Annotated in this window: 24 protein-coding genes and 1 pseudogene; 18 read left to right on the plus strand and 7 right to left on the minus strand. The window is 52.7% G+C overall.

Annotation, left to right across the window (positions count from 1 at the left end):
• Positions 1-39: 39 nt before the first annotated feature.
• A complete protein-coding gene (gene purT / locus SGP1_RS11310) occupies positions 40-1,218 on the minus strand; it encodes a formate-dependent phosphoribosylglycinamide formyltransferase (RefSeq protein ID WP_011411101.1) in 1,179 nt (392 codons plus the stop codon).
• Between the two features lie 109 nt (positions 1,219-1,327).
• Here purT and SGP1_RS27340 point away from each other — a divergent pair, with 109 nt between their 5' ends.
• On the plus strand, positions 1,328-1,450 hold the full coding sequence (locus SGP1_RS27340) for a YebF family protein (RefSeq protein WP_158302378.1): 123 nt from the start codon (positions 1,328-1,330) through the stop codon (positions 1,448-1,450).
• A 229-nt stretch (positions 1,451-1,679) separates the two neighbouring features.
• Positions 1,680-3,749 carry a S9 family peptidase gene (locus tag SGP1_RS11315; protein ID WP_011411102.1) on the plus strand — a complete coding sequence of 690 codons (2,070 nt, stop codon included), beginning with the start codon at positions 1,680-1,682 and terminating at the stop codon, positions 3,747-3,749.
• A 60-nt stretch (positions 3,750-3,809) separates the two neighbouring features.
• Here SGP1_RS11315 and SGP1_RS11320 read toward each other — a convergent pair whose 3' ends face one another.
• Both SGP1_RS11320 and SGP1_RS11325 read right to left on the minus strand, forming a co-directional pair.
• Positions 3,810-4,163, minus strand: a complete 354-nt coding sequence (locus SGP1_RS11320; RefSeq protein WP_041866921.1) for a hypothetical protein — start codon at positions 4,161-4,163, stop codon at positions 3,810-3,812.
• Positions 4,164-4,711: 548 nt separating this feature from the next.
• Positions 4,712-4,939: a DNA polymerase III subunit theta gene (locus SGP1_RS11325; protein WP_011411103.1), complete on the minus strand. Its 228-nt coding sequence runs from the start codon at positions 4,937-4,939 to the stop codon at positions 4,712-4,714.
• A gap of 344 nt (positions 4,940-5,283) precedes the next feature.
• Between SGP1_RS11325 and ftnA the strand changes: the two genes are divergently transcribed.
• The 4 genes from ftnA (at position 5,284) to SGP1_RS11345 (ending at position 7,695) form a co-directional block, all read left to right on the plus strand.
• Entirely contained in the window at positions 5,284-5,799 is a 516-nt protein-coding gene (ftnA, locus tag SGP1_RS11330) for a non-heme ferritin (RefSeq protein ID WP_011411104.1), read from the plus strand.
• A gap of 232 nt (positions 5,800-6,031) precedes the next feature.
• Positions 6,032-6,412 carry a CopC domain-containing protein YobA gene (gene yobA / locus SGP1_RS11335; RefSeq protein ID WP_011411105.1) on the plus strand — a complete coding sequence of 127 codons (381 nt, stop codon included), beginning with the start codon at positions 6,032-6,034 and terminating at the stop codon, positions 6,410-6,412.
• Entirely contained in the window at positions 6,413-7,345 is a 933-nt protein-coding gene (gene copD, locus SGP1_RS11340; protein ID WP_011411106.1) for a copper homeostasis membrane protein CopD, read from the plus strand.
• A complete protein-coding gene (locus tag SGP1_RS11345; RefSeq protein WP_011411107.1) occupies positions 7,342-7,695 on the plus strand; it encodes a YebY family protein in 354 nt (117 codons plus the stop codon). Before copD ends, SGP1_RS11345 begins: the two co-directional genes overlap by 4 nt.
• Before the next feature lie 458 nt (positions 7,696-8,153).
• Here the strand turns inward: SGP1_RS11345 and SGP1_RS29665 are convergent, their stop codons facing one another.
• Complete coding sequence (locus SGP1_RS29665) at positions 8,154-8,594, minus strand: hypothetical protein (protein ID WP_050747580.1); 441 nt, start codon at positions 8,592-8,594, stop codon at positions 8,154-8,156.
• 482 nt (positions 8,595-9,076) lie between these two features.
• Positions 9,077-9,376: pseudogene (locus SGP1_RS11355) on the minus strand (transposase); the annotation flags it as partial.
• A 1,325-nt stretch (positions 9,377-10,701) separates the two neighbouring features.
• Here SGP1_RS11355 and SGP1_RS11360 point away from each other — a divergent pair.
• On the plus strand, positions 10,702-10,914 hold the full coding sequence (locus SGP1_RS11360; RefSeq protein WP_041866922.1) for a hypothetical protein: 213 nt from the start codon (positions 10,702-10,704) through the stop codon (positions 10,912-10,914).
• Between the two features lie 531 nt (positions 10,915-11,445).
• Here SGP1_RS11360 and SGP1_RS11365 read toward each other — a convergent pair.
• Positions 11,446-12,081 (minus strand): two component system response regulator, encoded by a 636-nt coding sequence (locus tag SGP1_RS11365; protein WP_011411108.1) that lies wholly within the window; start codon positions 12,079-12,081, stop codon positions 11,446-11,448.
• Positions 12,082-12,099: 18 nt separating this feature from the next.
• Complete coding sequence (locus SGP1_RS11370; RefSeq protein WP_011411109.1) at positions 12,100-14,883, minus strand: two component system sensor kinase; 2,784 nt, start codon at positions 14,881-14,883, stop codon at positions 12,100-12,102.
• 218 nt (positions 14,884-15,101) lie between these two features.
• Here SGP1_RS11370 and spiC point away from each other — a divergent pair, with 218 nt between their 5' ends.
• The 11 genes from spiC (at position 15,102) to SGP1_RS11425 (ending at position 22,539) form a co-directional block, all read left to right on the plus strand.
• Positions 15,102-15,500, plus strand: a complete 399-nt coding sequence (spiC, locus tag SGP1_RS11375; protein WP_011411110.1) for an SPI-2 type III secretion system protein SpiC — start codon at positions 15,102-15,104, stop codon at positions 15,498-15,500.
• On the plus strand, positions 15,484-16,968 hold the full coding sequence (locus SGP1_RS11380) for an EscC/YscC/HrcC family type III secretion system outer membrane ring protein (RefSeq protein WP_011411111.1): 1,485 nt from the start codon (positions 15,484-15,486) through the stop codon (positions 16,966-16,968). The genes spiC and SGP1_RS11380 overlap by 17 nt, the downstream gene beginning before the upstream one ends.
• Complete coding sequence (gene sctD, locus SGP1_RS11385; RefSeq protein ID WP_011411112.1) at positions 16,961-18,151, plus strand: type III secretion system inner membrane ring subunit SctD; 1,191 nt, start codon at positions 16,961-16,963, stop codon at positions 18,149-18,151. Before SGP1_RS11380 ends, sctD begins: the two co-directional genes overlap by 8 nt.
• An 11-nt stretch (positions 18,152-18,162) precedes the next feature.
• Positions 18,163-18,423, plus strand: coding sequence for a type III secretion system chaperone SsaE (gene ssaE, locus SGP1_RS11390; protein ID WP_011411113.1), 261 nt, complete (start codon positions 18,163-18,165; stop codon positions 18,421-18,423).
• Positions 18,424-18,462: 39 nt separating this feature from the next.
• The gene (locus tag SGP1_RS11395) at positions 18,463-18,768 is read left to right on the plus strand and encodes a hypothetical protein (protein WP_011411114.1); all 306 of its coding nucleotides are present in this window, start codon (positions 18,463-18,465) and stop codon (positions 18,766-18,768) included.
• On the plus strand, positions 18,765-19,343 hold the full coding sequence (locus SGP1_RS23980) for a secreted effector protein (RefSeq protein WP_011411115.1): 579 nt from the start codon (positions 18,765-18,767) through the stop codon (positions 19,341-19,343). Before SGP1_RS11395 ends, SGP1_RS23980 begins: the two co-directional genes overlap by 4 nt.
• Positions 19,324-19,830 carry a CesD/SycD/LcrH family type III secretion system chaperone SscA gene (sscA, locus tag SGP1_RS11405; protein ID WP_011411116.1) on the plus strand — a complete coding sequence of 169 codons (507 nt, stop codon included), beginning with the start codon at positions 19,324-19,326 and terminating at the stop codon, positions 19,828-19,830. The genes SGP1_RS23980 and sscA overlap by 20 nt, the downstream gene beginning before the upstream one ends.
• Positions 19,811-20,881 (plus strand): type III secretion system translocon subunit SctE, encoded by a 1,071-nt coding sequence (gene sctE / locus SGP1_RS23985; RefSeq protein ID WP_050747581.1) that lies wholly within the window; start codon positions 19,811-19,813, stop codon positions 20,879-20,881. The genes sscA and sctE overlap by 20 nt, the downstream gene beginning before the upstream one ends.
• 9 nt (positions 20,882-20,890) lie before the next feature.
• On the plus strand, positions 20,891-21,574 hold the full coding sequence (locus tag SGP1_RS23990; protein WP_011411118.1) for a translocation machinery component: 684 nt from the start codon (positions 20,891-20,893) through the stop codon (positions 21,572-21,574).
• A gap of 6 nt (positions 21,575-21,580) precedes the next feature.
• Positions 21,581-22,009 carry a secreted effector protein gene (locus tag SGP1_RS11420; protein ID WP_011411119.1) on the plus strand — a complete coding sequence of 143 codons (429 nt, stop codon included), beginning with the start codon at positions 21,581-21,583 and terminating at the stop codon, positions 22,007-22,009.
• A gap of 89 nt (positions 22,010-22,098) precedes the next feature.
• On the plus strand, positions 22,099-22,539 hold the full coding sequence (locus SGP1_RS11425; RefSeq protein WP_011411120.1) for a SycD/LcrH family type III secretion system chaperone: 441 nt from the start codon (positions 22,099-22,101) through the stop codon (positions 22,537-22,539).
• The last annotated feature ends 94 nt before the right edge of the window (positions 22,540-22,633 follow it).

Raw genomic sequence — 22,633 nt, forward strand, 5'->3', positions numbered from 1 at the left:
ATGCTTTCCCCGGCCAAAGAACCGGGGACGCAAAACGGCTTAACCGGTGACCCGCACCGCGGCAGCCGCATCTTTCGCCACCGTCACCGCCTCTTCCACCGTCGCCGCCACGGCGAGCGCCACGCCGAGACGGCGTTTGCCGCTAAGGTCGGGTTTACCGAACAGACGAATCTGTTGCCCGGCTGCCAGCGCGTTCTCCAGGCCGCTAAAGCTGACGTTATCGCTCTGCAGCTCCGGCAAAATCACCGCCGAGGCCGCCGGACCATATTGACGGATAGTGCCGATCGGCAGTCCGAGAAAAGCGCGCACATGCAGGGCAAATTCCGACAAGTCCTGCGAAATCAGCGTCACCATGCCGGTGTCATGAGGGCGGGGGGAAACTTCGCTGAAGATAACATCGTCGCCACAGATAAACAGTTCGACGCCGAATAAACCTTTTCCGCCCAAAGCAGTGACGACGTCAGCGGCAATGGTCTGCGCACGCTGGCGCGCCAGCGCGCTCATGTGTTGCGGCTGCCAGGACTCGCGGTAGTCGCCGTCTTCTTGCCGATGACCGATGGGCGCGCAGAAATGGATGCCGTCTACGGCGTTGATGGTCAAGAGGGTGATTTCAAAATCAAACGCCACCAGCCCTTCGACGATAACCTTGCCACCGCCGGCCCGACCACCGAGTTGGGCATATTGCCAGGCGGCATCCAACTGTGCTGCGTCCCGCACCAGGCTTTGCCCTTTGCCGGAAGAGCTCATGACGGGTTTGATAATGAAGGGATAACCGATGGCCTCGACCGCTTTATCAAGTTCCGCCCGATCGGCGGCAAAGCGGTAGCGCGAGGTGGGAAGAGAGAGCGTTTCCGCCGCCAGCCGGCGAATACCTTCCCGATTCATAGTCAACCGTGTCGCGTTAGCGCAGGGTACCACGTGGTGCCCTTCTTGTTCGAGGGTGACCAGCATGTCGGTGGCAATGGCCTCGATTTCCGGCACGATAAAGTGCGGGCGCTCATGTTCGATCACGGCGCGAAGCGCTGCGCCATCCAACATATTGATCACGTGATGGCGATGCGCGATGTGCATCGCCGGGGCGTCGGCATAGTGGCCTACGGCAATCACCTCTATCCCCAAACGCTGACATTCAATAGCGACTTCTTTACCCAGTTCGCCGGCGCCGAGCAACATCACGCGCGTTGCTGCCGGACGAAGTGCTGTTCCGATGGTGATCATCTCGTCAATCCGCGGTAATAAAATTTGCGCGCAGTATAAACGAAATTCAGCGATCTGAACAGGACCAACAGGCGGCAACAATATCAACGCTTGGGTTAATCCGGAAGAGGTGACCGGCGTTGGCGATGTCTGGCAGGAGCCGCTGAAAGTGCGCGGTAATGCGCAGGACTTGAATTTTGCCGTGACGCTGGATTGCACCAAAGGCGAAATCACCTACCGATTAAATCGCTAATCTTCACCGGCGCCCCTCTGCGGGCGCCGTTGCTGACACCGCCACGTTTGCACAGATCAGGCTTTCTTTACCTTTCGTTGTCTCTACTGCATTGACCGTGCACAGGCTCGCAGGGCGCAGGCTCGGCCGCGACAAGCGCAGCGGCGCTGCGCCTCAGGCTCCCGCTTGCGCTTGGCATAGCAGAATATTCGTGCCACTATATTTCTTAGAGAGAATAAGGAATTGCCGTATGACATTGCCAGCCAAGGCAGAAAAACGACCCTATACATTAACGCTACACGGCGATAGTCGTGTGGATGACTATTACTGGCTGCGCGATGATAAGCGTGAGGATCCGGCGGTGCTGGATTATCTCAAGCGGGAAAATACCTACGGCGAAATGATGATGGCCGGGCATGAAGCCTTGCGGCATCAATTGTTCACGGAAATGGTGGAGCGCATTCCTCAGCAGGATCGGTCGGTGCCTTACGTGCGACGGGGGTATCGTTATCAGAGCCGCTATGAAGAGGGCAATGAGTATGCCGTTTACACCCGTCAGACGGAGGCGACGAGCCCGAAAGACGCGTGGGAAGTGCTACTCGATGGCAACCAGCGCGCCGCCCAGAGCGAATTTTATACCATGGGGGCGCTGGAAATCAGCCCCGATAATCGCATCATGGCCGTGGCGGAAGATTTCTTATCCCGGCGCCTTTACGGGCTGCGCTTTAAGGATCTGGCGCGCGATTCCTGGTTTCCAGAAGTGATTGAACACGCATCGTCCAGCTTTGAATGGGCCAATGATTCCCAGGTGCTGTATTACGTTCATAAACATAAAAAGACTCTACTGCCCTATCAGGTGTGGCGCCATGTGGTGGGCACGCCGACCACGCAGGACGAGCTTATTTATGAAGAGCATGACGACACTTTTTATGTCAGCGTGCACAAGACCACCTCCGAGCGCTATATCCTCATCGCTCTCGGCAGCACGACTTCCGGGGAAATCCTGCTGCTGGATGCCGACGATCCGCAGGCGACGCCGCAGCCCTTTTTGCCACGGCGTCATGACCACGAATATTCCTTGGACCATTATCACGGCCACTTCTACATCCGCTCCAATCGCGACGGTAAGAATTTTGCGCTCTATCGCGGCGAGACGGGTGATGAAAAACTTTGGCAAACGGTGATCCCAGCGCGCAAGGACGTGGTGCTGGAGAGTTTCACGCTGTTTCGCGACTGGCTGGTGCTGGAGGAGCGCCATATGGGGCTGACTAGCCTGCGGCAAATAAGCTGGTCGACCGGTGAAGAAAAGGGTATCGCCTTCGACGATCCTACCTACGTGACCTGGCTGGCCTATAACCCTGATCCGGAAAGCGTGCAGATGCGTTACGGTTATTCCTCCATGACCACGCCGACGACATTATTCGAGATGAATCTGGATACCGGCGAGCGTAAGCTGCTCAAGCAGGCGCAGGTGAAAAACTTTCAGGCGGAAAACTACCGCAGCGAGCGTCTTTGGATCACCGCCCGCGATGGGATAGAGGTGCCGGTATCGCTGGTTTATCGCAAGGATTTGTTCAAACCCGGCGAGAATCCGCTGCTGGTTTACGGCTATGGCTCCTACGGTAGTAGTATGGATCCAGATTTTAGCGCCAGCCGGCTCAGCTTGCTCGATCGCGGTTTTGTCTATGCCCTGACGCATATTCGCGGCGGCGGCGAGCTGGGACAGGAATGGTACGAGGACGGCAAATTATTTAACAAGATGAATTCGTTTAACGACTTCATCGATATTAGCCGCGAGCTGTTGCGTCAGGGATATGGCGATGCCACGCAGAGCTTCGCCATGGGCGGCAGCGCTGGCGGGCTGCTAATGGGCGCGGTCATTAATCTGGCGCCAGACTTGTTCAAAGGGGTTGTAGCAAAAGTTCCTTTCGTGGATGTCGTGACGACCATGCTGGATGAATCCATTCCACTGACCACCGGCGAGTATGAAGAGTGGGGCAACCCGCAGAATGAAGCCTTCTATCGCTACATGCTGCAATACAGCCCCTATGATCAGGTGCGCGCGCAGGCCTATCCCCATCTGCTGGTGACCACCGGCCTGCACGATTCACAGGTGCAATATTGGGAACCTGCCAAGTGGGTCGCCAAGTTGCGCGAATTGAAAACAGACGATCATCTGTTGTTGTTGTGCACCGATATGGACTCTGGCCACGGTGGCAAATCCGGCCGTTTCAAAGGCTATGAAGGGGTGTCGATGGAATATACCTTTATCCTGTCGCTGGCGAAACCGCTCGGGATCCAACGGCCGGCGACGGCCTAGCCGCGGCCGGGAGAGTTCAACCCCGGCATTCATTGCCCCCGCGGGGCTTTGTTCAGCACCCTATGCACCGTTAAGATAAAAGTTGAGGCTATAGCGCAGATCGGCGGATAAATCGCGCAAATTGGCCAGCAGCCAGTGTAGATAATCGGGATCCTGAAGCGCTATCTGCGCCAGCGTCTGGCCGCGATATTTACCAAATTTCAGGCTGGATAACAGTGTCTCCTCATTGCTTATCGCCACCATCTCCTCGGTGATATGATGAATTGCCATCGCATCCAGCCCGATGGGACGGCCCGGATTGACCAGATCGCTCATCACATTGCTGATGCCCGCATCGCTGAGATCCAGCGACGCGATTTCCACCACCCCGGCGTCAAGGCCGCAGGTCTCGGTATCGATCACGCGAAAGGTCATACTATGTCCTGTGCTGGCAAAGATGCCCTATTATGACCGGTTGCGGGGCAATAAAAAACCCGCTGCGAGGGCGGGTTGATAGGAAATGAAGCGGCAAGGCATTAAACAATATAGGCAGGCGCCTTTTTGTTACGCTTTTCTTCCGGCGTTTTTAACGGTTTTTTCTTACTATCTTTTTTACGATCCATTTCCTTACTCATAGTGATCTCTCAGTGGCAGACAGGAAATGCTGAGATCATTAACTGCCGATCGTGCGCCGTTGGCAACACAAATCGTGCTATTTCCACGCCGCTGGGGGAGCATTACGACACAGCCCGGCCAAGTGGGACAAAGCAGGGACGTCAGACCCGTGTACAGGTAGCCTCCTCCGCGCCGGGACTGACAGGTCAAGACGCCTGTCGCGACATCCCTATAAGATTGCCGTCAACGCGGGTGAAGCTCGTTGTGCGCGCTATCCTCTACGGGTAAAGGTGCCTACAGGGGGGAAGCAGTGCCGCACGGGCGCGCCCTCTTGCCGCTGTGGCAGAGGGACTTCGCGCGGTGGCAGATTATTTATGCGGCTCGTAGGGCAGGCGAGATAAGTTAAGTGACGCTTGCCGGTAAAAGGCCACCCGCGCGCGAAAATACTCACGTAACGGGGCAGGCTGTTCGCGCTCCACCTGTTCCGCCACGACTGGCATGTTATAACGTTCTTTAAACGCAATGGCAGATGCCGCCAGGTCAACGTTGATTTTATCGCGCTTCGCCTCGTCCAGCGCCGCTAAATTATACTCCATCGTTATTTTCCCCCGTAGTGCCTGCACGGCGTCCAAAATAATGCAGCCGACGGCGGTTTGCAAGCTGTCACGGTAATGGAAGGCAAATAATAATCGTTTCTATTTCGTTGCCGCCATGGGCGATGGCGCAAGACAATCATTCCGAGACATTATCACTTATTAAGAATACAAATAAGAATTATTATCACTTCCTGATTTTGTTATTGATAGCATTATCTATCTTATTGAATAGCAAGATCTTTAAATAACCTTTTTTCTTTCGGAATAAGTCGGTTTGTTTTTCTGTTTGATGTAGGCATAATAGCAAAATAAATCACCTGAATATCCCATAAGGACGCCAGTCAATGTTAAAAAAAGAAATGACCAACAAGCTGAATGAGCAATTAAATCTCGAATTTTTTTCTGCCAACCTCTATTTACAAATGAGCGCTTGGTGTAATGACAAAGGGTTGGAGGGCGCCAGCCAGTTTTTCAAGACGCAGTCCAGCGAAGAAATGGATCATATGCGCCGCCTGTTCGATTATCTGAACAATACCGGCACTATGCCGTTGTTAGGCGCTATTGAAGCGCCGCCCGTCGGATTTCCCTCTCTGGCCGAGCTTATCAAGCTTGCCTACGAGCATGAGCAGATGATCACGCTGAAGATTAACGAGCTGGCCCACGTGGCGATGACGCTGCAGGACTATTCCACGTTCCACTTCCTGCAATGGTATGTCGCCGAACAACACGAGGAAGAGAAGATGTTCAAATCCATCCTCGACAAGCTGGCGCTGGTCAATACCGACGCCAGTGGCCTGTTCTTTATCGATCAGGATCTGAAGAAAATGAATGGCGATAATAGCGTAAACACTACCATGTAATCGTTCCCCTTCCCGCGCGTCGCAGCAGGAAGGGCGAGTGTGTTGTCCTCGACTTCACCCGCCGCAGCCGCTATCATTTGCTTGCGTTCATGTAAGCGGGCCAGCCAGTCCTGACCGGGAGTATGTGTCTTTGTCGCCTGCGGCGGTAATGGCTATGCAGCGGATCCTGCCGTCTTGTTTCCCGCCGCCGTGGCGTTTATTTAGACATTTCTCTACTTAAGGAAAGCCACCAATGTCAATGCAACGTATTGCCGCGCCGGTGTACGCGCTGGCGCTATTTGCCGGGGCGGTGTTGTGCGCGCCGCGGGCTGAGGCCCATGCCCACCTTAAAACGCAATATCCCGCCGCCAATGCCACGATGACGGACGCGCCGCAGGCGCTTACCCTGACGTTTACCGAAGCGGTTGAACCCGCGTTCAGTTGTTTAACCTTGACCCGGAATGATAACCAGCAAGTGCCGACCGGACCTATTAAAACCGATCCGGCGAATGCCGATCAGATCATCGTACCTTTTACGCAGCCGCTCACCGCGGGCGAATACCAGGTGGCATGGCATGTCGTTTCGGTCGATGGTCATAAAACCCAGGGTAGCTATACCTTTAGCATCAAATAGATGGCCACGTTGCCGGCCTGGTTCGCGGCCTGCCGCTTTATCCATTTTGCCGCGTTGATTCAACTGAGCGGCATTTTACTGTTCAGCGAATGTCTGGCGCCGCCGGCGCTGCGGCGTCGGCTGAGGCAGGCGTTCAGAGGCATTTTGACGGGGTTGGCTCTGGGCGCTCTGGCATCGGGCGGCGCGCTGCTGGCGCTACAGGCCGGTCTGATGGGGCAGGGATGGCCGGATACTGTTCGTCCTGATGTCTGGAGCGCGGTGCTGCATACCGCCTTTGGTCAAGTGTGGTATTGGCACCTACTGTTACTACTGGCTATCTGCTGCGCCTCCCTGGGTACCCGCTTGTCTTGCAGGCGTTACAGGCTGTTGTGGGTATTGACGATGGCGGCGCTGCTCAGTCTGGCGTTGGTAGGACACGCCGCGATGTATGGCGGATTACGCGGCGCCGCGCAGCGCGGTAACCAAATGCTGCATTTTTTGGCGGTGGCGGGATGGCTCGGCGGGTTATGGCCTTTGTTGCTGTCGCTACGCGGATTGACACATCCCCGTCTGCGCGGAGAGGCCCTGAAGGCATTGATGGCGTATTCACGCTGCGGCCATCTGTGGGTAGCGCTGGTAATATTGACCGGCATCGGCAATACCTTTCTGGTGCTGAGCCACTGGCCGGTCGCGCTGGCACAGCCGTATTCGCGTATGTTGCTTATCAAGATCCTCGCCGTGGCGGCGATGGTACTACTGGCGTTGACCAATCGTTACCGCATCGTCCCCACGATGCGCCTGGATGAAGCCCTCGCCATTAAACGACTGACCCGGTTAACGTTAACGGAAATCGCTCTTGGCGTGCTGGCGCTGTTGTTGGTCAGCGCATTTGCCATGCTCGAACCCAATAAGTTTTCGGTTGCGGCCGACATGTCCCTAGCAGGTCTATTATGAACAAAAAATGGGTTGTTGTTGTCCTGGCAATGTTGGCGGCTCAATACGCCAGCGCCATGGAAATTATCACATTGAGCAAGTTCCAATACGGTAAGCGCTGGGCGTTCACCAAAGAGGAGGTACAACTCATGTGCCGGCCGGATCACGCGTTATATGCCCTGAATATGAGTACTTTTATGCAATACCCGCTGAACGAGAAGGCTGAGCAACAACGTAAGGAAGGCCACGTTCACGCTCAACCCATCGGGGTCATATTGCTTGATGATCCCGACCATCCGGGACAGAAAATGAGCATTGCGCCTTTTGTCGAGCGCGCACAGCAGCTTTGTGTTGACAAAACGACACCGTGACGGCAGGCGGATAGGAAAGAATTCCTTAAGTGCAAAGGCTAAGTAACTGAAGTGTGTCTGTTATCACAGAGTTAAACTTTGATGACGGAATATGTAAGGAATGCCGTTGCCGCGGTGGAAAAACAGATCGAGCGCTCTATACTTTGGTATGTAGGACATCAAAAGCCTACAAAAATGCCAACTTTTAGCGCACGGCTCTCTCCAAGAGCCATTTCCCTGGACAGAATATAGGAATCGTATTCGATTTTTTTATCTGATTGAAATACAGTGAAAAATTCGCATTTGTCCGAAATTATACGAATTACGTCCGAAAACGCGATAATCGGCTCATACCATCACATGTTCCTGACCACGAGAATCTAGGTCCTTTTTGGTCATCAACATGTTCTTGTGCCCGAGTCATCTTTGTGCAAATTCATCCCCATTCTCCACTGCGTATAGGCGACTTGCAAGACTCCTTATCTCATGAACAGAAGGGAGATTAGTCCCAAATTGAACACCGCTCGATTCTCTGGCTTCTGCAAATGAGCTGGTAATTGCATCAGGTAAAACTGGACTCGGTTTTCTTCCGCCTTTTCTGACTGAAGAGAAAACGATGTATCAAAAGGGTTCCCTTGCTCGCATATTTCGATTACATCGCGAATATTTATCCCGGCGGCGGAAAGTGTTAGATTCAATGGCACGGCAAGCATATGTCCAGTTTTCCTCTGTATGATGAACAGCCTACCTTTTCGCATATCGTTAAATTTCATGCACGCAATATCCTCTCTCGCTTCACCTAGGGCGGCGTAGTTTTGGTCGGCTCTACATATCAGGCATCTGCGCGGCCGATTTAGTAATGCAATATCGATAATAAATTGCTCTAAATCGGCTGCATTATCGATATTGTCTGGCATCATTTCCACCCCCGTTCTATTTGTTTATCACATAAAGCGGCGCGATAACTGATATTGTCATTCCACCCCTGCGCATAATGAGAGTTATCTATTTCCCCGTCCGGGAAAATGCCTACTCCGACAGCCGGGCGCGCAGGTCTTCATTCTCTAATTCAAACTCGTAATATTTGGCGCGAAGATTAAATAGCTCATTAGCAGTCAATGGAAACCATATCATAAGACTACTATCTTCCTGCCAGTCTGCCGGGTATGACGCCAGCCGGGCGCGGAGGTCAGAATTGTCATTAGCCAGTTCACCTATTCTGCACTGAGCTTCATGCAGGTTAGCCGCCACGGCATGAAAGTCATCACTTAATTAATTGTTCATTCTATTACCCAACCCTTTGTCAGGCTTTGTTGAATAAATCAGAACTTGTGACTACGTCCCCCTAGCAGATCGATTGTTATGCGATCCGGATGCTGTTCGGTATTCCTAACAGCATATTTGCTCGCTTGCTGATCAGCGAGTAGTCTGGGCATCTTAGCGGCAGCACCATCAGTTTAAAAATGGTGTCAACGAAGCCCTGTAAAGCGCTTAACGAAAGGCCAAACACGCGTTTCATCATCAGAACAGTGGTGATAGCCATATCTGCGTAGTGAAGCGGCCGGCCACGCCGTTCAGGCGTTGTTTTTTCCGTCCATGCAACAATTGCCGACTCATCCAGCCATATCGTCAGAGCCTCGCGCTGCTTGAGAGCTTTGTTGTAAGTGGACCAGTTGGTTATTTTAAACTTTTGCTTTGCCATGGAGTGCAGATGTTGAAATGACGGTAGTGATCTGAGCAGACGATCACCTAAAAGTTATATTTATTCAACAAAGCCCCTCCAAGTGGTCGACGATACCAATGTGATTTCCACCGCAGCAGGTAACCTGAGCATATTTCATGATTTGTTCTTTATTGACCATAATCGCTTCCTATTGGTAATGAAATATATATCCATAAAAGAGTATAGCGGAGAAAGTACTTTCTATTTCACGTACTGGGGAATTGTAATCAGACTATCGAGTAATGAGTTGTTAACTCATGGCGGAGAGACTCGTTAATTATTCATGATACACGGTGTGAATGGAAATGAGAATTGCCGATTATACTTATGAGAAATAAACGGGTTACGGGCTACGATGACGTCTAATCTGTTGATGGACGACCCGCCGAGGGGAATGACCCGTTTTCGTTTAAACGGATCGCGTCACGAGCGAGTTAGCACGATAATGAAGGTGAAGCCGCAGGGAATATTGCTGTGGTCGGCAATACTAGACCAGGGAAATGACTGTCTGACAGTGCAACGGCAGAAAGCAGTGACGGGGGGCGGACTAAACTATAGTCTAGTTGTTAACTGTCGTTATTAGGAGTATATATTACCCATGTGCAGAATGACAGTGATTAATCTTATTCACCTATTATCCGCTGAATAAGATATCCAGCACCTCAATCAAAGGCCAAGAAAAGGAGGATATACCCGTGTCTGACAAAGGTATGCCCCCTGTTATGGTAGGGGAAAAATGAAGGCGTAACCTAGGGAATGGAAAAGAAGGGTAAATGTTATCTGTACAGCGCGCATATTTTCGTCGACAGCGCTAAAGTCAACGAATAAGGCACAGGGAAAGCGCAGCGTGAAAGACGCAACTGATGAATAAACAACCACTAACACCGTTAATCTGGTCTTTCAGCCCGTGGGAAAAGTCTATTTTTGGCTTTGTTAAATAATAGGGAATCATGCTGTTTTGCCATACTCGTTTTGGTGGAAAATGCTTGTCACCTTAGGTGTGTCGTTTTCTTACGCGGCCTAACTGCATGATTTTACGTTGCCAGGATCAGCAGTTGCACTGGAGGGGCAGCATAAAATCGGTTTATTCAACAAAGCCTCTATTTTTCTGTATTGCCCGTGGTGAATTGCTGCGCCAGGCCCTAATTTAACCATACCATAATCATGAATAAAATATTATATAAAATTGCATTAATATAAAATATATTTAACGAAATATGTAAAGTAACAATCATAATATGATGAAATCGGCACCCGCAAGGGGAATATTATAATTATTAACAAGCTATTTAGGAGGGAACAATATGAAAGGCGATAGCAAGAAATTGTTGCTTCAGGCGATGTTGACGGATGTACGAGCCCAGTTAGTATCAGCATTTCATCGTGCCTGCCGGGCGCGGGAGAAGAAACCGGAGCAGATTCGGCATCAGGATTTGACCGAACTGCGTAAACTGATTGATAAACTCGATGAAGCTATTCTGCTGGAAAAGCAGAGCTATGTTGAGCGCTTCCGTTAACGGGTATCAAACAGGCAAGAGCCCCCGCCGCGGCTATCGCGGCCCAACATAGGGCGGATAAACAGACTTCGGTGCGACATATCGCATTATGTGTCGTCGCCGTAAGGCCTTTGCGCAACTGACGCGGCAAGGAATTTCACTCTGCGCGGTGGCGCTTACGTTCAGTCATAGACCTGATAGGCGCAGTACAAAATCGTCTTATACTCATCTGTCCTTATCCGTCTTCGTTTGGTTCGCGCTGAGCGCGTACAGGTTTCGATGCCCTGTGGCGTAAATTTCTCCATTGATGTACGTATGCTCCGCGTCCTGTTGCCTGAAAGCGTAGTCTCTGTCATTGGCGCGCAGGGTGAATTAGGACAACGAGCAGGGCCCTGGATCCCGGTTTAGCGCCCTGTGCCGGGTGTTTGGGCTTTGCGGTGGACTTGAGCAGGTGACGCCCAATGCCACATTATAGCCGACAACAGCGAGACATGGGGCCTAACCCCGGCGGCGGAAAAGTCATACCGCCATGGCTGGCATGAGGTGCCTGGGTTAATCAGTTAAACCCAGTCGGCGGGAACAATTCAGCAGTTCCGTGACTTTGTGGACGTTCAGCTTACGCATAATATTCAGGCGATGGGTTTCCACCGTCTTGACGCTGATACACAGCTGTTCGGCGATGAGTCGGTTGGTGTAACCGTCGGCGATAAGTTTGAGAATCTGTCGTTCGCGCGGCGTCAGCAATTCCTGATTCTCGGCTTCCATGCTCAGGGCCGTATGGATCATTTCGCGGTTCAGCGCCGGATCAATATAGCTTTTGTTGACCGCCACGGTTTGGAGTGCCGCCAGCAAGACCTGTTGGCGACTGTTTTTCAATACATACCCGAGGGCGCCGGCGGCCAGCGTGCGTACCGCCATGTATTCTTCGGTATGGGCGGTATAGGCCAGAATAGACATCTGTGGCCAGCGGGATCTCAGTTGGGGAATCAAGTCCAAACCATTGATGCCCGGCAGGCCGAGATCCAGTACCAAAATGTCCGGTTCATGTATCCGGCACTGGTTGTACACCGCCAGACCGTCATCAATGTGCGCCACGATTTTAAAACGCGGATAGGGTTCGAGCAGGTTAATAATGCCGTTGATGATCAATTCATGATCGTCCACCAGCAGGATCTTATAATTATTCATATTCTGTGACCTCTTGAGTTATCGCATCCCTGCGGATGCATTTTCGGCGCTTAGATATCTGTCCAGGGCGTGCCGCAATTCGGCTATCTGTTCTCCGGACAGCGGGAGGCCATGTTTGACCAGGTTTTCCATATCGACAACGTCGCACAACAGTTCTCCCAATCCCGCCTGTCCCAACCCCCCTTTCAGGGTATGCAACAGCGTGCTGATTCTTTCCGCATCGTTAACGTAAAGTTCAATTTCATTGAGAAGCGAGTGCAGCAATTCGTGGACTTTCTGTCGCAGCCGTTCGCTGCCTGCCGCCAGAAAAGACGTGGTTAACCGACTGTCCTGCTCTTGCAGCGGAATATCCCGCTGCAGCTGGTATTCCGCTGCGAGGCTGATGCCATCTGCCAGCTGTGCCAATGTAACCGGCTTGGTCAAATAATGCCGCATGCCCGCTTCTTTACAGCGCGCGATATCTTCCGGCGCGGTATTAGCGGAGAGGGCGGTTATCATGCAATCGCGGTCGCGGTTTTCCGCATCCTCACGCCAGAGACGGGCGCATGCGGTGCCGTCCATATCGGGCATGCGTACATCCATCAGCACCAGATCGAAGTGCTGCTGGCGGCCGAGCGCCAGCGCTCTTGCGCCATCGCACGCCAGGGTGACGTCCTGGCCGAGTGAGTGCAGCATCATGCCGATGATCTCGCGGTTTATCACCGCGTCATCAACCAGCAAAATACGCAGCCGCCAGGGTTGCACCGGGATGTTGCAACTGGTTTCGGGCAGGTCTCCCGCGAAGGCGCGGATGACTCTGTCATACAGTTTGCCCGGTAGGAAACGCAGCTCGGCGGCGGAGAAAGGGCACTCTTCTAAGGACGGATCACAGCTTATGCCCCAGGCGGCCAATTGCCGATGAAGCGCCAGCGGTGCGGCCAACTGGCCGCCCAACGGGTGAGGTTCACGGTGATCGTTGAGCGGCATGATGAACGACATGCAGGTCCCCAGCCCCGGCGTGCTGCTGAGCGTTAGCGAGCCTCCCATCAGCTTCGCGAGATTCGCGGCGATGGCGAGCCCCAGGCCCGTGCCTTGCATCGTTCCTTCACTTTGGAAAAATGGCGCAAATACTTTCTCCTGATCTTCGGGCGCGATCCCCTGGCCGCTGTCGTTGACGGCAAAAATCAATTGCTGATCGCGCCGTTTAACGCTCAGGAATATGCCGCCCGACTGGGTAAATTTCAGGGCATTGCCCAGCAGATTCACCAGAATTTGCCGTAGACGCATACCGTCTATATCCAGATACAGCGGCACCTGTTTGCCAACGAAGGTTCGTAACGTCAACCCCTTGCTTTGCCCCGGTCCTTGAATGGTATGCATCGCCTGATCGAGTATCGGCAGCAAGGGCGTTTCTTCGATATGCAGCGACAGCTGCCCCGATTCGATGCGTGAAAAATCCAGTAAGTTATTAATAATCGATAATAATGAAAACACGCATTGTCGGGCGGTATCCGCCAGTTGGAATTGTTTGTCGGTCAAGGTCGTCATTTGCAACAATTCCAGCGCCCCGAGTGAGCCGCTGAGTGGCGTGCGCAATTCGTGGCTGATGGTGGTGAGATGGCTGCTCTTGCGCTTGTTCGCCCGTTCCGCTTGCTGTTTGGCTTCGTTCAGGGCACGAGTCCGCTCGGCTACGACATTTTCCAGGTTGTCATACTGGGTGCGCAGGGTATCTAACAGCAAGTTGTAGGCATGGGCGATGCTGCCCAATTCGTCGTGGCGATTTTCCGGCAGTCGGACCGAAAGCGAATGAGGCCCGGTTTTGCCAATGATGGCGACGAAATCCCAGAGCGGACGAGCCAGATAACGATGCAATAGCCAGAACAGCGTGACGACCAGCACCAACAGCGTGACGACCGCAAAAGGCAATTGTGCCGCAATAATATCCAGGGTGCGTTTCATGCCGCCGTTGCGGGGAAATAAGATGACCTGTTGCCAGCCGGGGCCTTTAAGCTGCGTACGCAGCAGCATGTAGCCGGGTACCTTCTGCCAGCCTTCTTTGAGTTTTAACTGTTGCAGCATGGGTTGCAGGCGATCGGCGGTTTGCGCCGAAACGCGCGAGAACGGCAGGATACGGTTGTCACTGTCCAGCCAGAGATTAATATCCGCCTCCAAGACCGGGTGGCCGTAGGAGAGGAGATCGTTTAGCTTCACCGTCAGGCCGGTGAGCACTTCATTCGGCGCGGCAGCGGCGACGGCTACGCTCCAGCCGGTACCGGGGAGGAACTCGGGTTTGCCCCAAAACAGGTTATCGTGGGCCGGTTGATGCGGGAAGGCGTTTAGTTCGACCTGCTGGCGGATGAAATAGTCCGGCGTATGGTCGCGCGGCGGCAGCAGCGATACACCATAGCGACGATCCAAAATAAAACTATCTAGATAATACGTCTGCCCCGCAGTGCCGAAGACCTGAATGAAAGTGCGGTCGCGTTCTCTTTTGCCCGGCGGAATGCAGTTTTCCTGATTGAAGGGAAAATAACGGCTTTCGCTTTTTTCGTCGGGCAACATTACCAGTGGCGTCGCGTGATAAAGTTTGTAGCGATGGGCGAGCGCTTGGGCGTCGCGTTCCGCACCTACAAAACGATGATTGGTCAACTCCATGCGTAAGGAGGAGAAATGAGCGAGATTTTCTAATATACGATGCCGGGTCAAATTTAATGAAACATAGGTCGCGGCGACGACTGATATAAGCCATATAATTATCAGACTTATTGATATGAATATAGTTAACTTTATTACTAAGGACTGTTGTCTTTTCATTGTTGTCATCCCTAATTAATGTACTGAGATAAAGTATGGCTACTCAGGCTATGTCCATTTTTTAAAATTACCGGTTGGCTATAGAATAATGGATGACACGAGGCTTTATGTATTAATTTGTAAGGGGATATGTGTCCAATTCCACCCCATGGGTAATCAGGTATTTTACTGATGTACCCTGCTGGGTTTTCAACTGAGTATGACGGAGTTATGAGGAGAATACATTCATGCTTAATAAATTTAGAAGCGTTCCTTTTCTCGACAATATACATTTGTCGGAAAAGGGAGACATGGTGTTAATGTCGATTGATAATCTTCCTGCACAAGTTTATGTAAGTACGCTATCATTTTATTTCACTATTTTATTAGACGACACCAAAAATTTATCTGATACATCAATGCATTATTTAACATTGCTTCTGGCTGCACATCCTGACATCCATGATTATGCTGTGCAATTGACGGCGGCCGGTATCTGGTTGGGATGTTATTATGATGAAACTTTGACAAATGAGGCGTTGGCGACGGAACTCGAAAAACAACTTGCGCTGGCGCGTTATTTGACAAATGTTGTCGCCAGCCTTTGCATAACCAGCCAGGAAGCGCGACATGAAGTGGAATTATAACACGATAATACTAATTATGATATTTATTATTTCATCCGTACATGCCAAAACGCTCCCCTGGCGCAGCGCAGATTTTTCATTGCGCGCACGACAAATGCCGTTATCGCAAGTGTTATCCAATTTGGCGGAGAATTATGATACTGTCGTCATAATAGATCCCGAGGTGAATTCATATTTTAGTGGATTTATTCCCTCCGGGCCGCCGCTGGTAATTCTCAATAAGTTAATGAGTCAGTATCATCTTGTTTTTTATTTTGATGGCGATACTCTGTTTATTTATCCGGCCAGCAGATTAAAGCGGCAGGTCATCACGCTGAGGACATTGCGCGCGGCGGAATTCGTTCGCTATTTGCAAAACCGCCACGTACCGGAGAGCAAAAGCTGCGAGATCCGACATATTCCCGACGTGAACGCGCTGGATATCAGTGGTGTACCGGCCTGTCTCGAGCGCGTGTCCCAGCTGGCCACCATGCTGGACGGCGAACTGACAAAACGTAAAGGCGAGGCGGTCAGTATGAACATATACCCCTTGAAATACGCCACAGCGATGGATGACCGTTATCAATATCGGGATCAGACCGTATTGATTCCGGGGATCGTCAGCGTACTGCGCGATATGAACCGCGGGGCGGGGGCAGCGAGTCCTGAGACGACGTCTCCTACGCAAGGCTTACCGATGTTCTCCGCCGATCCGCGGCAAAATGCCGTCATTGTGCGTGATTATGCGGCCAATATGGCGGGCTATCGTCAACTTATCGCGGCGTTGGATCAACGACCGCAAATGATTGAGATTGCGGTCATGATTATCGATGTGGACGTTGGGGATATCAATAAGCTGGGTATCGACTGGAGCGGCGCTATGTCTTTAGGTGGCAGCGGTTTTTCGTTTAATAGCGATGGCGATATAAGAGGGGGATTCTCGTCGGTCATCAGCAACACCAACGATTTTATGGTGCGGCTCAATGTGCTAGAACAACGTGCCCATGCCTATATTTTGTCGCAGCCGTCAGTAGTGACCCTCAATAACATCCAGGCGGTGCTGGATAAAAATGTGACGTTCTACACCAAGCTGCAGGGCGATAAATTCGCCAAACTGGAATCGGTTACCACCGGTTCGCTCTTGCGCGTGACGCCACGGCTTATGGAAGATCAAGGGAAACAGAACATCATGCTGAGTTTAAACATTCAAGACGGTCAGCAGACGTCTCCGCTCAGCGCGACGGACCCGTTGCCGCAGGTGCAAAACTCGGAAATAGCCTCCCAAGCTACCTTGCGACCCGGACAAAGCCTGCTGCTGGGCGGGTTCCAGCAGGATAAACAGAAACAGGGGCAAAAGAAAATTCCCTTATTGGGTGATATTCCGCTGCTCGGTCATCTGTTTAGAAGCAGCATTGATGAGACGCACAGCGTTATGCGACTGTTTTTGATAAAGGCCACCGTCGCCAGTAGCGATCCGCACCATGAATAATCAGTGGCAAATTCGCCTGCTTGGAGGCGCTCTGCACGGTCGGGAAATCAAACTGCCCGACACTGGTCTGACGCTCGGTGAACGCGGCTGCGATGTTTGCCTGCCCCTGATAGGCACCGCCCGCGTGGCGTTGAGGATAGACGCCGGAAAATTATATGTCGATGCGGACGGCGCAGCGGCGCGGGTCAATGGCCGCCGGCATCGACAGGGCGTCGCACTGCCCGCGACAGGCATTTTACAGACCGCCGGCCTGACGCTGGCCTTTGGTTCGCCGCAAGACTGTCTAGCAGAGATGACGTTGCCGGCGCGTTACGGCGCTTTTCTCTGGACCGGCGCGATAGCGGTAGTGTTGCTGGCCACCTTACTGGCGGGTCTTTGGCTAAGCGGCGCGGCGCGCGATAGCGGGCCCGGCATACCCGGATGGGTCGAGATGCTGTTACAGCAGCCTGGCATGGACAAAGTTAAAGCCGTGTGGGCAGCGGATGGCGTGTTGACTTTGTCCGGCTACTGCGCCGAGGGAGCGCAGATGGGGGCCGCGCGGCTGAGACTGGCGTCGTGGGGTGTGGTGTTTCGCGATCGGGTGGTACGTGGCGATCTGCTGGCCCGCGATGTTCAGGACCTGCTGCTGCAGGCGGGTTATACAGGAGCACGGGTGCGCAGCACCGCGCCTGGCGAGGTGTGTATTCAGGGTGATATCACTATGGGTAAGCGCTGGACTGCGGTGCTGCCGCAGTTACGGCTCATCCCTGGTCTACGACGCTGGCATATTGAGAATCGTCATGCAGTACAGAGCCGAGCGATTATCTCGGCGCTGCGGGATAACGGGTTGCTGGCGGAGATTAGCGTGACCCCCGTCGGCGATGCGTTCACGTTGAGTGGGGTGCTCGACGCACCGGGCAAGGCGCGTGTTATCAGGCTCCTTGACCGGCTGCGGACGCAATTTCCCGGTCTGGCGCTTAGCTATCAGGCGGTGCCGGCGTCTGCCGACGGCGCACAGCGGCTGCCATCGCCGGCGGCGGGCATTATTCATAGCCGTCACGGCGACTATCTGATGCTAGAAAATGGCGTTCGCCTGCAGGTCGGAAGTCAATTGCCGGACGGTGGCGAAGTGATTGCGCTCACCGATCGTGCCATCTCTATCCACTATCGCGGTACGCTAATTAATTACCCCTTTGATTTTTAACGGAGGATATTATGCCTACTCTAACCCAGATCGAAGACTGCTTACGCGAGTCACCCTCCCAGGCCGAGCAGTGGCAGCGCCAGCTGCACGCCATTCAGCATCGTCTGCGTCAGGCAATGAAGTCGCCGGTTCGCCCGGCGCAATATCAGCAATTCACCGTATTGCTGGAAGCGGCGCTACAGGCTGAAGATATTCTTAATGGCATTTACTTTTGTTATCACAATGCCTCATTGAGTTGCCGTAACATGACGATGCCAGAGAGCGACTTATAACGCCATAACGATGAGCTATTAAGGGAGGGGCAGAGCAATATGCATAAAAACAGCGAAGCGTTAAAAATGCAACTCGATCGGGAATATAACCGGTTGCAGAAATGCTTTCACGATTTTAATTATCTAAAACAATCTCTCGCCATGCTGGATAACACCGTGGGCAGGGATTCTGATGCCGCGCGCAGAACAGCGCGTTTGGAAAGTCTTTTCCCTGAAGGAATTACGCAACTTGAGCGCGAGGCCGTCCAGGACTTGAAAGCGCTGGAAAAGAAGTTCAAACAACTGGTCACCCGCTTAAAACATGATCAAGCCAATGAAAAATCAACGATGGGAGGGGGTTTATGAGCTATACACCAATAAACACAGACATGCGAAGTTCGGTGGACCCGACATTGCCTGTCACCAGTACGTCAGCTGCTGCGGCGGTCACCACTAGTGGTTACGATTCAGATCCCTTTATCAAAATGATTGTTAGCTTGTCAGCACTTGCTCAATTGATGCAAGAGGCGCTCAGCTTAATAAACGACAAAATGCAAAGCGCAAACCTGCGTGCAAGAAGCACTAAGGATATGGCTAACCGAATGGATAAGGTCATCGCGGATATCTCCAAAGATGATGAAAAAGCCAAAAGAAGCGTCCCAACAGCGGTCTACACCTATATGAAGGAAAATGGCATTTTGGTGGATGGGAAAAAAATCGAAGATTATCTGGATAAGAATCCAAGCAAAGGCCTGAATAAAGGTGAGCTAACGTTAGTACAAGCTAGTCTGGATAATTCGTTTAACGCTGATACCGACTTATTAAAACAAACTCAAATCCAGTTTGAAATGAAAGTCAACACCTATCAGGCTTCATTTTCGGGCGCAAAATCCTACATAGATAAGAGAGGACAATTATTAAATGACATCGTCCGGATATAAGGGACAACCGAATACTTGGCAAGACAAACTGGCGGTAAGTGATTTTCTCCGCCAGGGCGGCTCGGTCTATATGCTGTTGGACAGGCAAATCGAGGAATCGCTGCAAACGCTGTTCGATTATGCCAAACAATCTGCCGCGGCCGGCGACCAGGCTGGCGCGGCCAAACTATTCAAACTGCTGACTTTTTATGATGCTTGGTCGTTTGATTATTGGTTCCACTTGGGAAAATGCTGCCAGGCCCAGCGGGTATGGATTGATGCCATTTATGCCTATGGTCGCGCGGCACAAATCAAGGTGGCCTCTCCTGAAGCGCCCTGTGCGGCGGGGGAGTGCTATCTTGCCGGCGGCAACAAGACGTACGCCCGCAAAGCTTTCCACGCTGCGCTGCTGATTTGCGGTGAGCTTAAGCAAAACCAGGCGGTACGCCAGCGGTCAAGGGCGGGCCTGGCAGCAATGGGAGACGGTGATGAGTCAATATCCGATTAACGTATTGCAAGGGACCGCCGCAGAGCCGCGCCCCAATCTGGTCGATGTAGCCGAATGTCCTGCTCTCGCCGCCACGCCCGGCGCGCTCGGGCTGAGGGTGAACCATGCCGCCTGGTCAGCGTCTACGCATACGCACCCGTTGGGCGAATCGGCCGGAGCGAATATTACCGGCAACGTCACGGCGTTACAGGCGCAATCCGCGCTCGACAACCTGCTTGACGCCCTGCCGTCCGAGACGCCATCGCGTCCGACGCTGAGCCAATTTCTTACTTTGGATACGGCGACGCTGTTGTTAATGGTCAATGGTCTTCTGCAAGAAGTCTATGCGAAAAACGCCGATATTCTTTGCCAGCAAATCCAGCGCGCCAGCGATGTACAGGAAGTATTGCGGGATAAACAGCTAAAAGACTATCAGGCACAGATTAATAAAGCCGCCGAGCAAGCGGATAAAGTGTGCAAGGCGGGTATTTTTAGTGCGGTCTGTGACTGGATCATCAGCGGCGTCCAATTAGCTGTGGGGGCGTTGCGGATCATGGCGGGCGATGTCGTGGGCGGCACGGCGACCATCTTGAATGGCGTTGCTGGTATTCTCAAGGCGAGCGCCGAAACGGCGCTGCTGTGCGGTGCGGACAAAGAGGTTTGTAGCAAAATCATCCTCGCAGCGACCGTATTGCAGACGCTCTTTGGCGCTATTGCCATGATAGGCGGCATGTCGGTCGCCGCCAATGCTAAGGGTGTAGGGCAAGCCATGGGCGGCTCCAAGTATATCACCTACCTCAGCGCCGGCAACGAAGGGATCGGCAGCGTTAATCAGATACAACAAAGCGGTACCTCTATGGCGGTAGCGGATTTACAACATCAAATCGAGAAATTAATGGCCGACCAGTCATTCAATGGTGGCGTACAAAGGTGGGTAGAAACGCGGAAATCAGCGCAATATCAACAGCTCCGGGATACCTTTCAAGACAGTATCCAAGCCCGCAAGAGCACATTACATATCATGGATAATTATGGAACGGCGTTGGCGCAAGTCGTCAGCGGCCGTGCCTAAGGAGACGCTATGGGAAGCCGCCAGCATGTAATCAACGCATTTTCATCTCAGCCAACCAATGTCGTGCTCACACAAGACATTCCGGTGGTTGAATCGGCGTTTGCAGCGCCCTCGCCTGCGACAGGGCACCCTTACGACATTCTGATGAGATTCGACGAGGTTTTGGCGAAACTGCTGGAGATGTGCAAAAAATTACGCGACATGATGAACGCATATAATGCGCAACGGCAGGTGCAGGCCTGGACGCTGGATGTTAACGCGCTGACGAAAACCCGTGATGGCATTCAGAAAGCATATACGGCTGCAATCATAAGCGCAGTGGGGGGTATGGGAAACGGTGCGTGTGGATTGGTAGGTACGTTCACTGGTGCCAGGGCCGTAAAAACATTGAAATCCGGCATGTCAGATTTCAATTATTCCGATTGCAATCAGGCATTCGCTCGCCATCAAGGTATGGGTCACGACTTTGGTCAATCATTTAACAGCGGATTTGCGGTAGGTGCCAGCTATATGACCAAGGAGGCGGATACCGCCAAAGCGGAAGCTGAACTGTTAAATAAAAGCGCACATGCCTATTCCAAAACGCAGGAAGACCTGGAGACGCAAGTTAAAAATATTATGCGGGAAATACAGGAGATGATGCAGAAATATGTTGAGCATTACAGTCAGGCGCTACAGCACTTAGCGAGGTAAACGGCTATGGATGAGTTTGCACGTCAGTTGCTGAGCGAAGGCTTGCATTCGCAGCCGACTTACCTGGAGGGTAGTGCCTTACTTATCGGCTATCGGCTGGAGTTGTCTCCTTATCAGGTCACCTATCGGGTGGAGGGAGATGTGCTCATTCTTTGCGCCCTGCAGCGAGAACCCAATGCTCGCAGTCGGCCTTCGCAGCTGTTCCGGCTTATGGGTGTGTTACGTCGTATTTTTCAGGCATTACGCTGGTTGGTCAGCCTTCGGATGCTGGTCATTGCCGATGTTTTCGACCCGTTTTTGGCGCGCAAACGGCAGCAATTGGTGCAAATATTGCTCTCGCTGGGCGCGGCGCGCATCCGAAGCAATGGCGATCTCTGGCTGGAGCTCTCCGCCTCACGCTTGCTGAGTCGTCGCAACCTATCCGGTTTACACTGATGCTACCCGCGTTAGTGGCATTATGCCTCGTCGTAAAGCGCAACGCGCCTCTCGCCGAGGCGACCCGACAGTCATGTCTGGAGGTGCCTATGCTACCCCCCTCAAATGGCGTTACCGGCCAAAACGACCCCGGTGCCGCGATTGAACCTGCCTTGACGGCCGATAACGAGCAACGGTTTGCCCGCGGCTATCAGGCATTTTACAGCGAGCGTTACGATAGCGCTCTGATTGATTTTAGTTGGCTGGTCATGTCGCAGCCGTGGAGCTGGCGCGCGCATGTTGCGCTGGCAGGCACGCTCATGATGACGAGAGAATATCAAGGAGCGATGAATTTCTACGGTTATGCGCTGATGCTTGATGGCGGCCATCCGGAACCGGTTTATCAAATGGGCGTGTGTCTGCAGGCCATGGGGCGGCTTGCGGATGCCCGTATGGCGTTGCACAGTGCCATCAGCATGAGTGACGATAAACCGCATTACAGCGCGGTGCGCGCCAACGCGCATAGCCTGCTTAATCAATTACTGGTTTGAAGGGGTGGCAGCGCCTGCCCAAGCTCATCGCGGTTTGCGCCGTGGGAATATGCCTTTGCGATGCGGTGCCGTCTATAGCCAGGCGGGAGGCGCG

Source organism: Sodalis glossinidius str. 'morsitans' (genome assembly GCF_000010085.1).
Classification (GTDB): Bacteria; Pseudomonadota; Gammaproteobacteria; order Enterobacterales; family Enterobacteriaceae; genus Sodalis; species Sodalis glossinidius.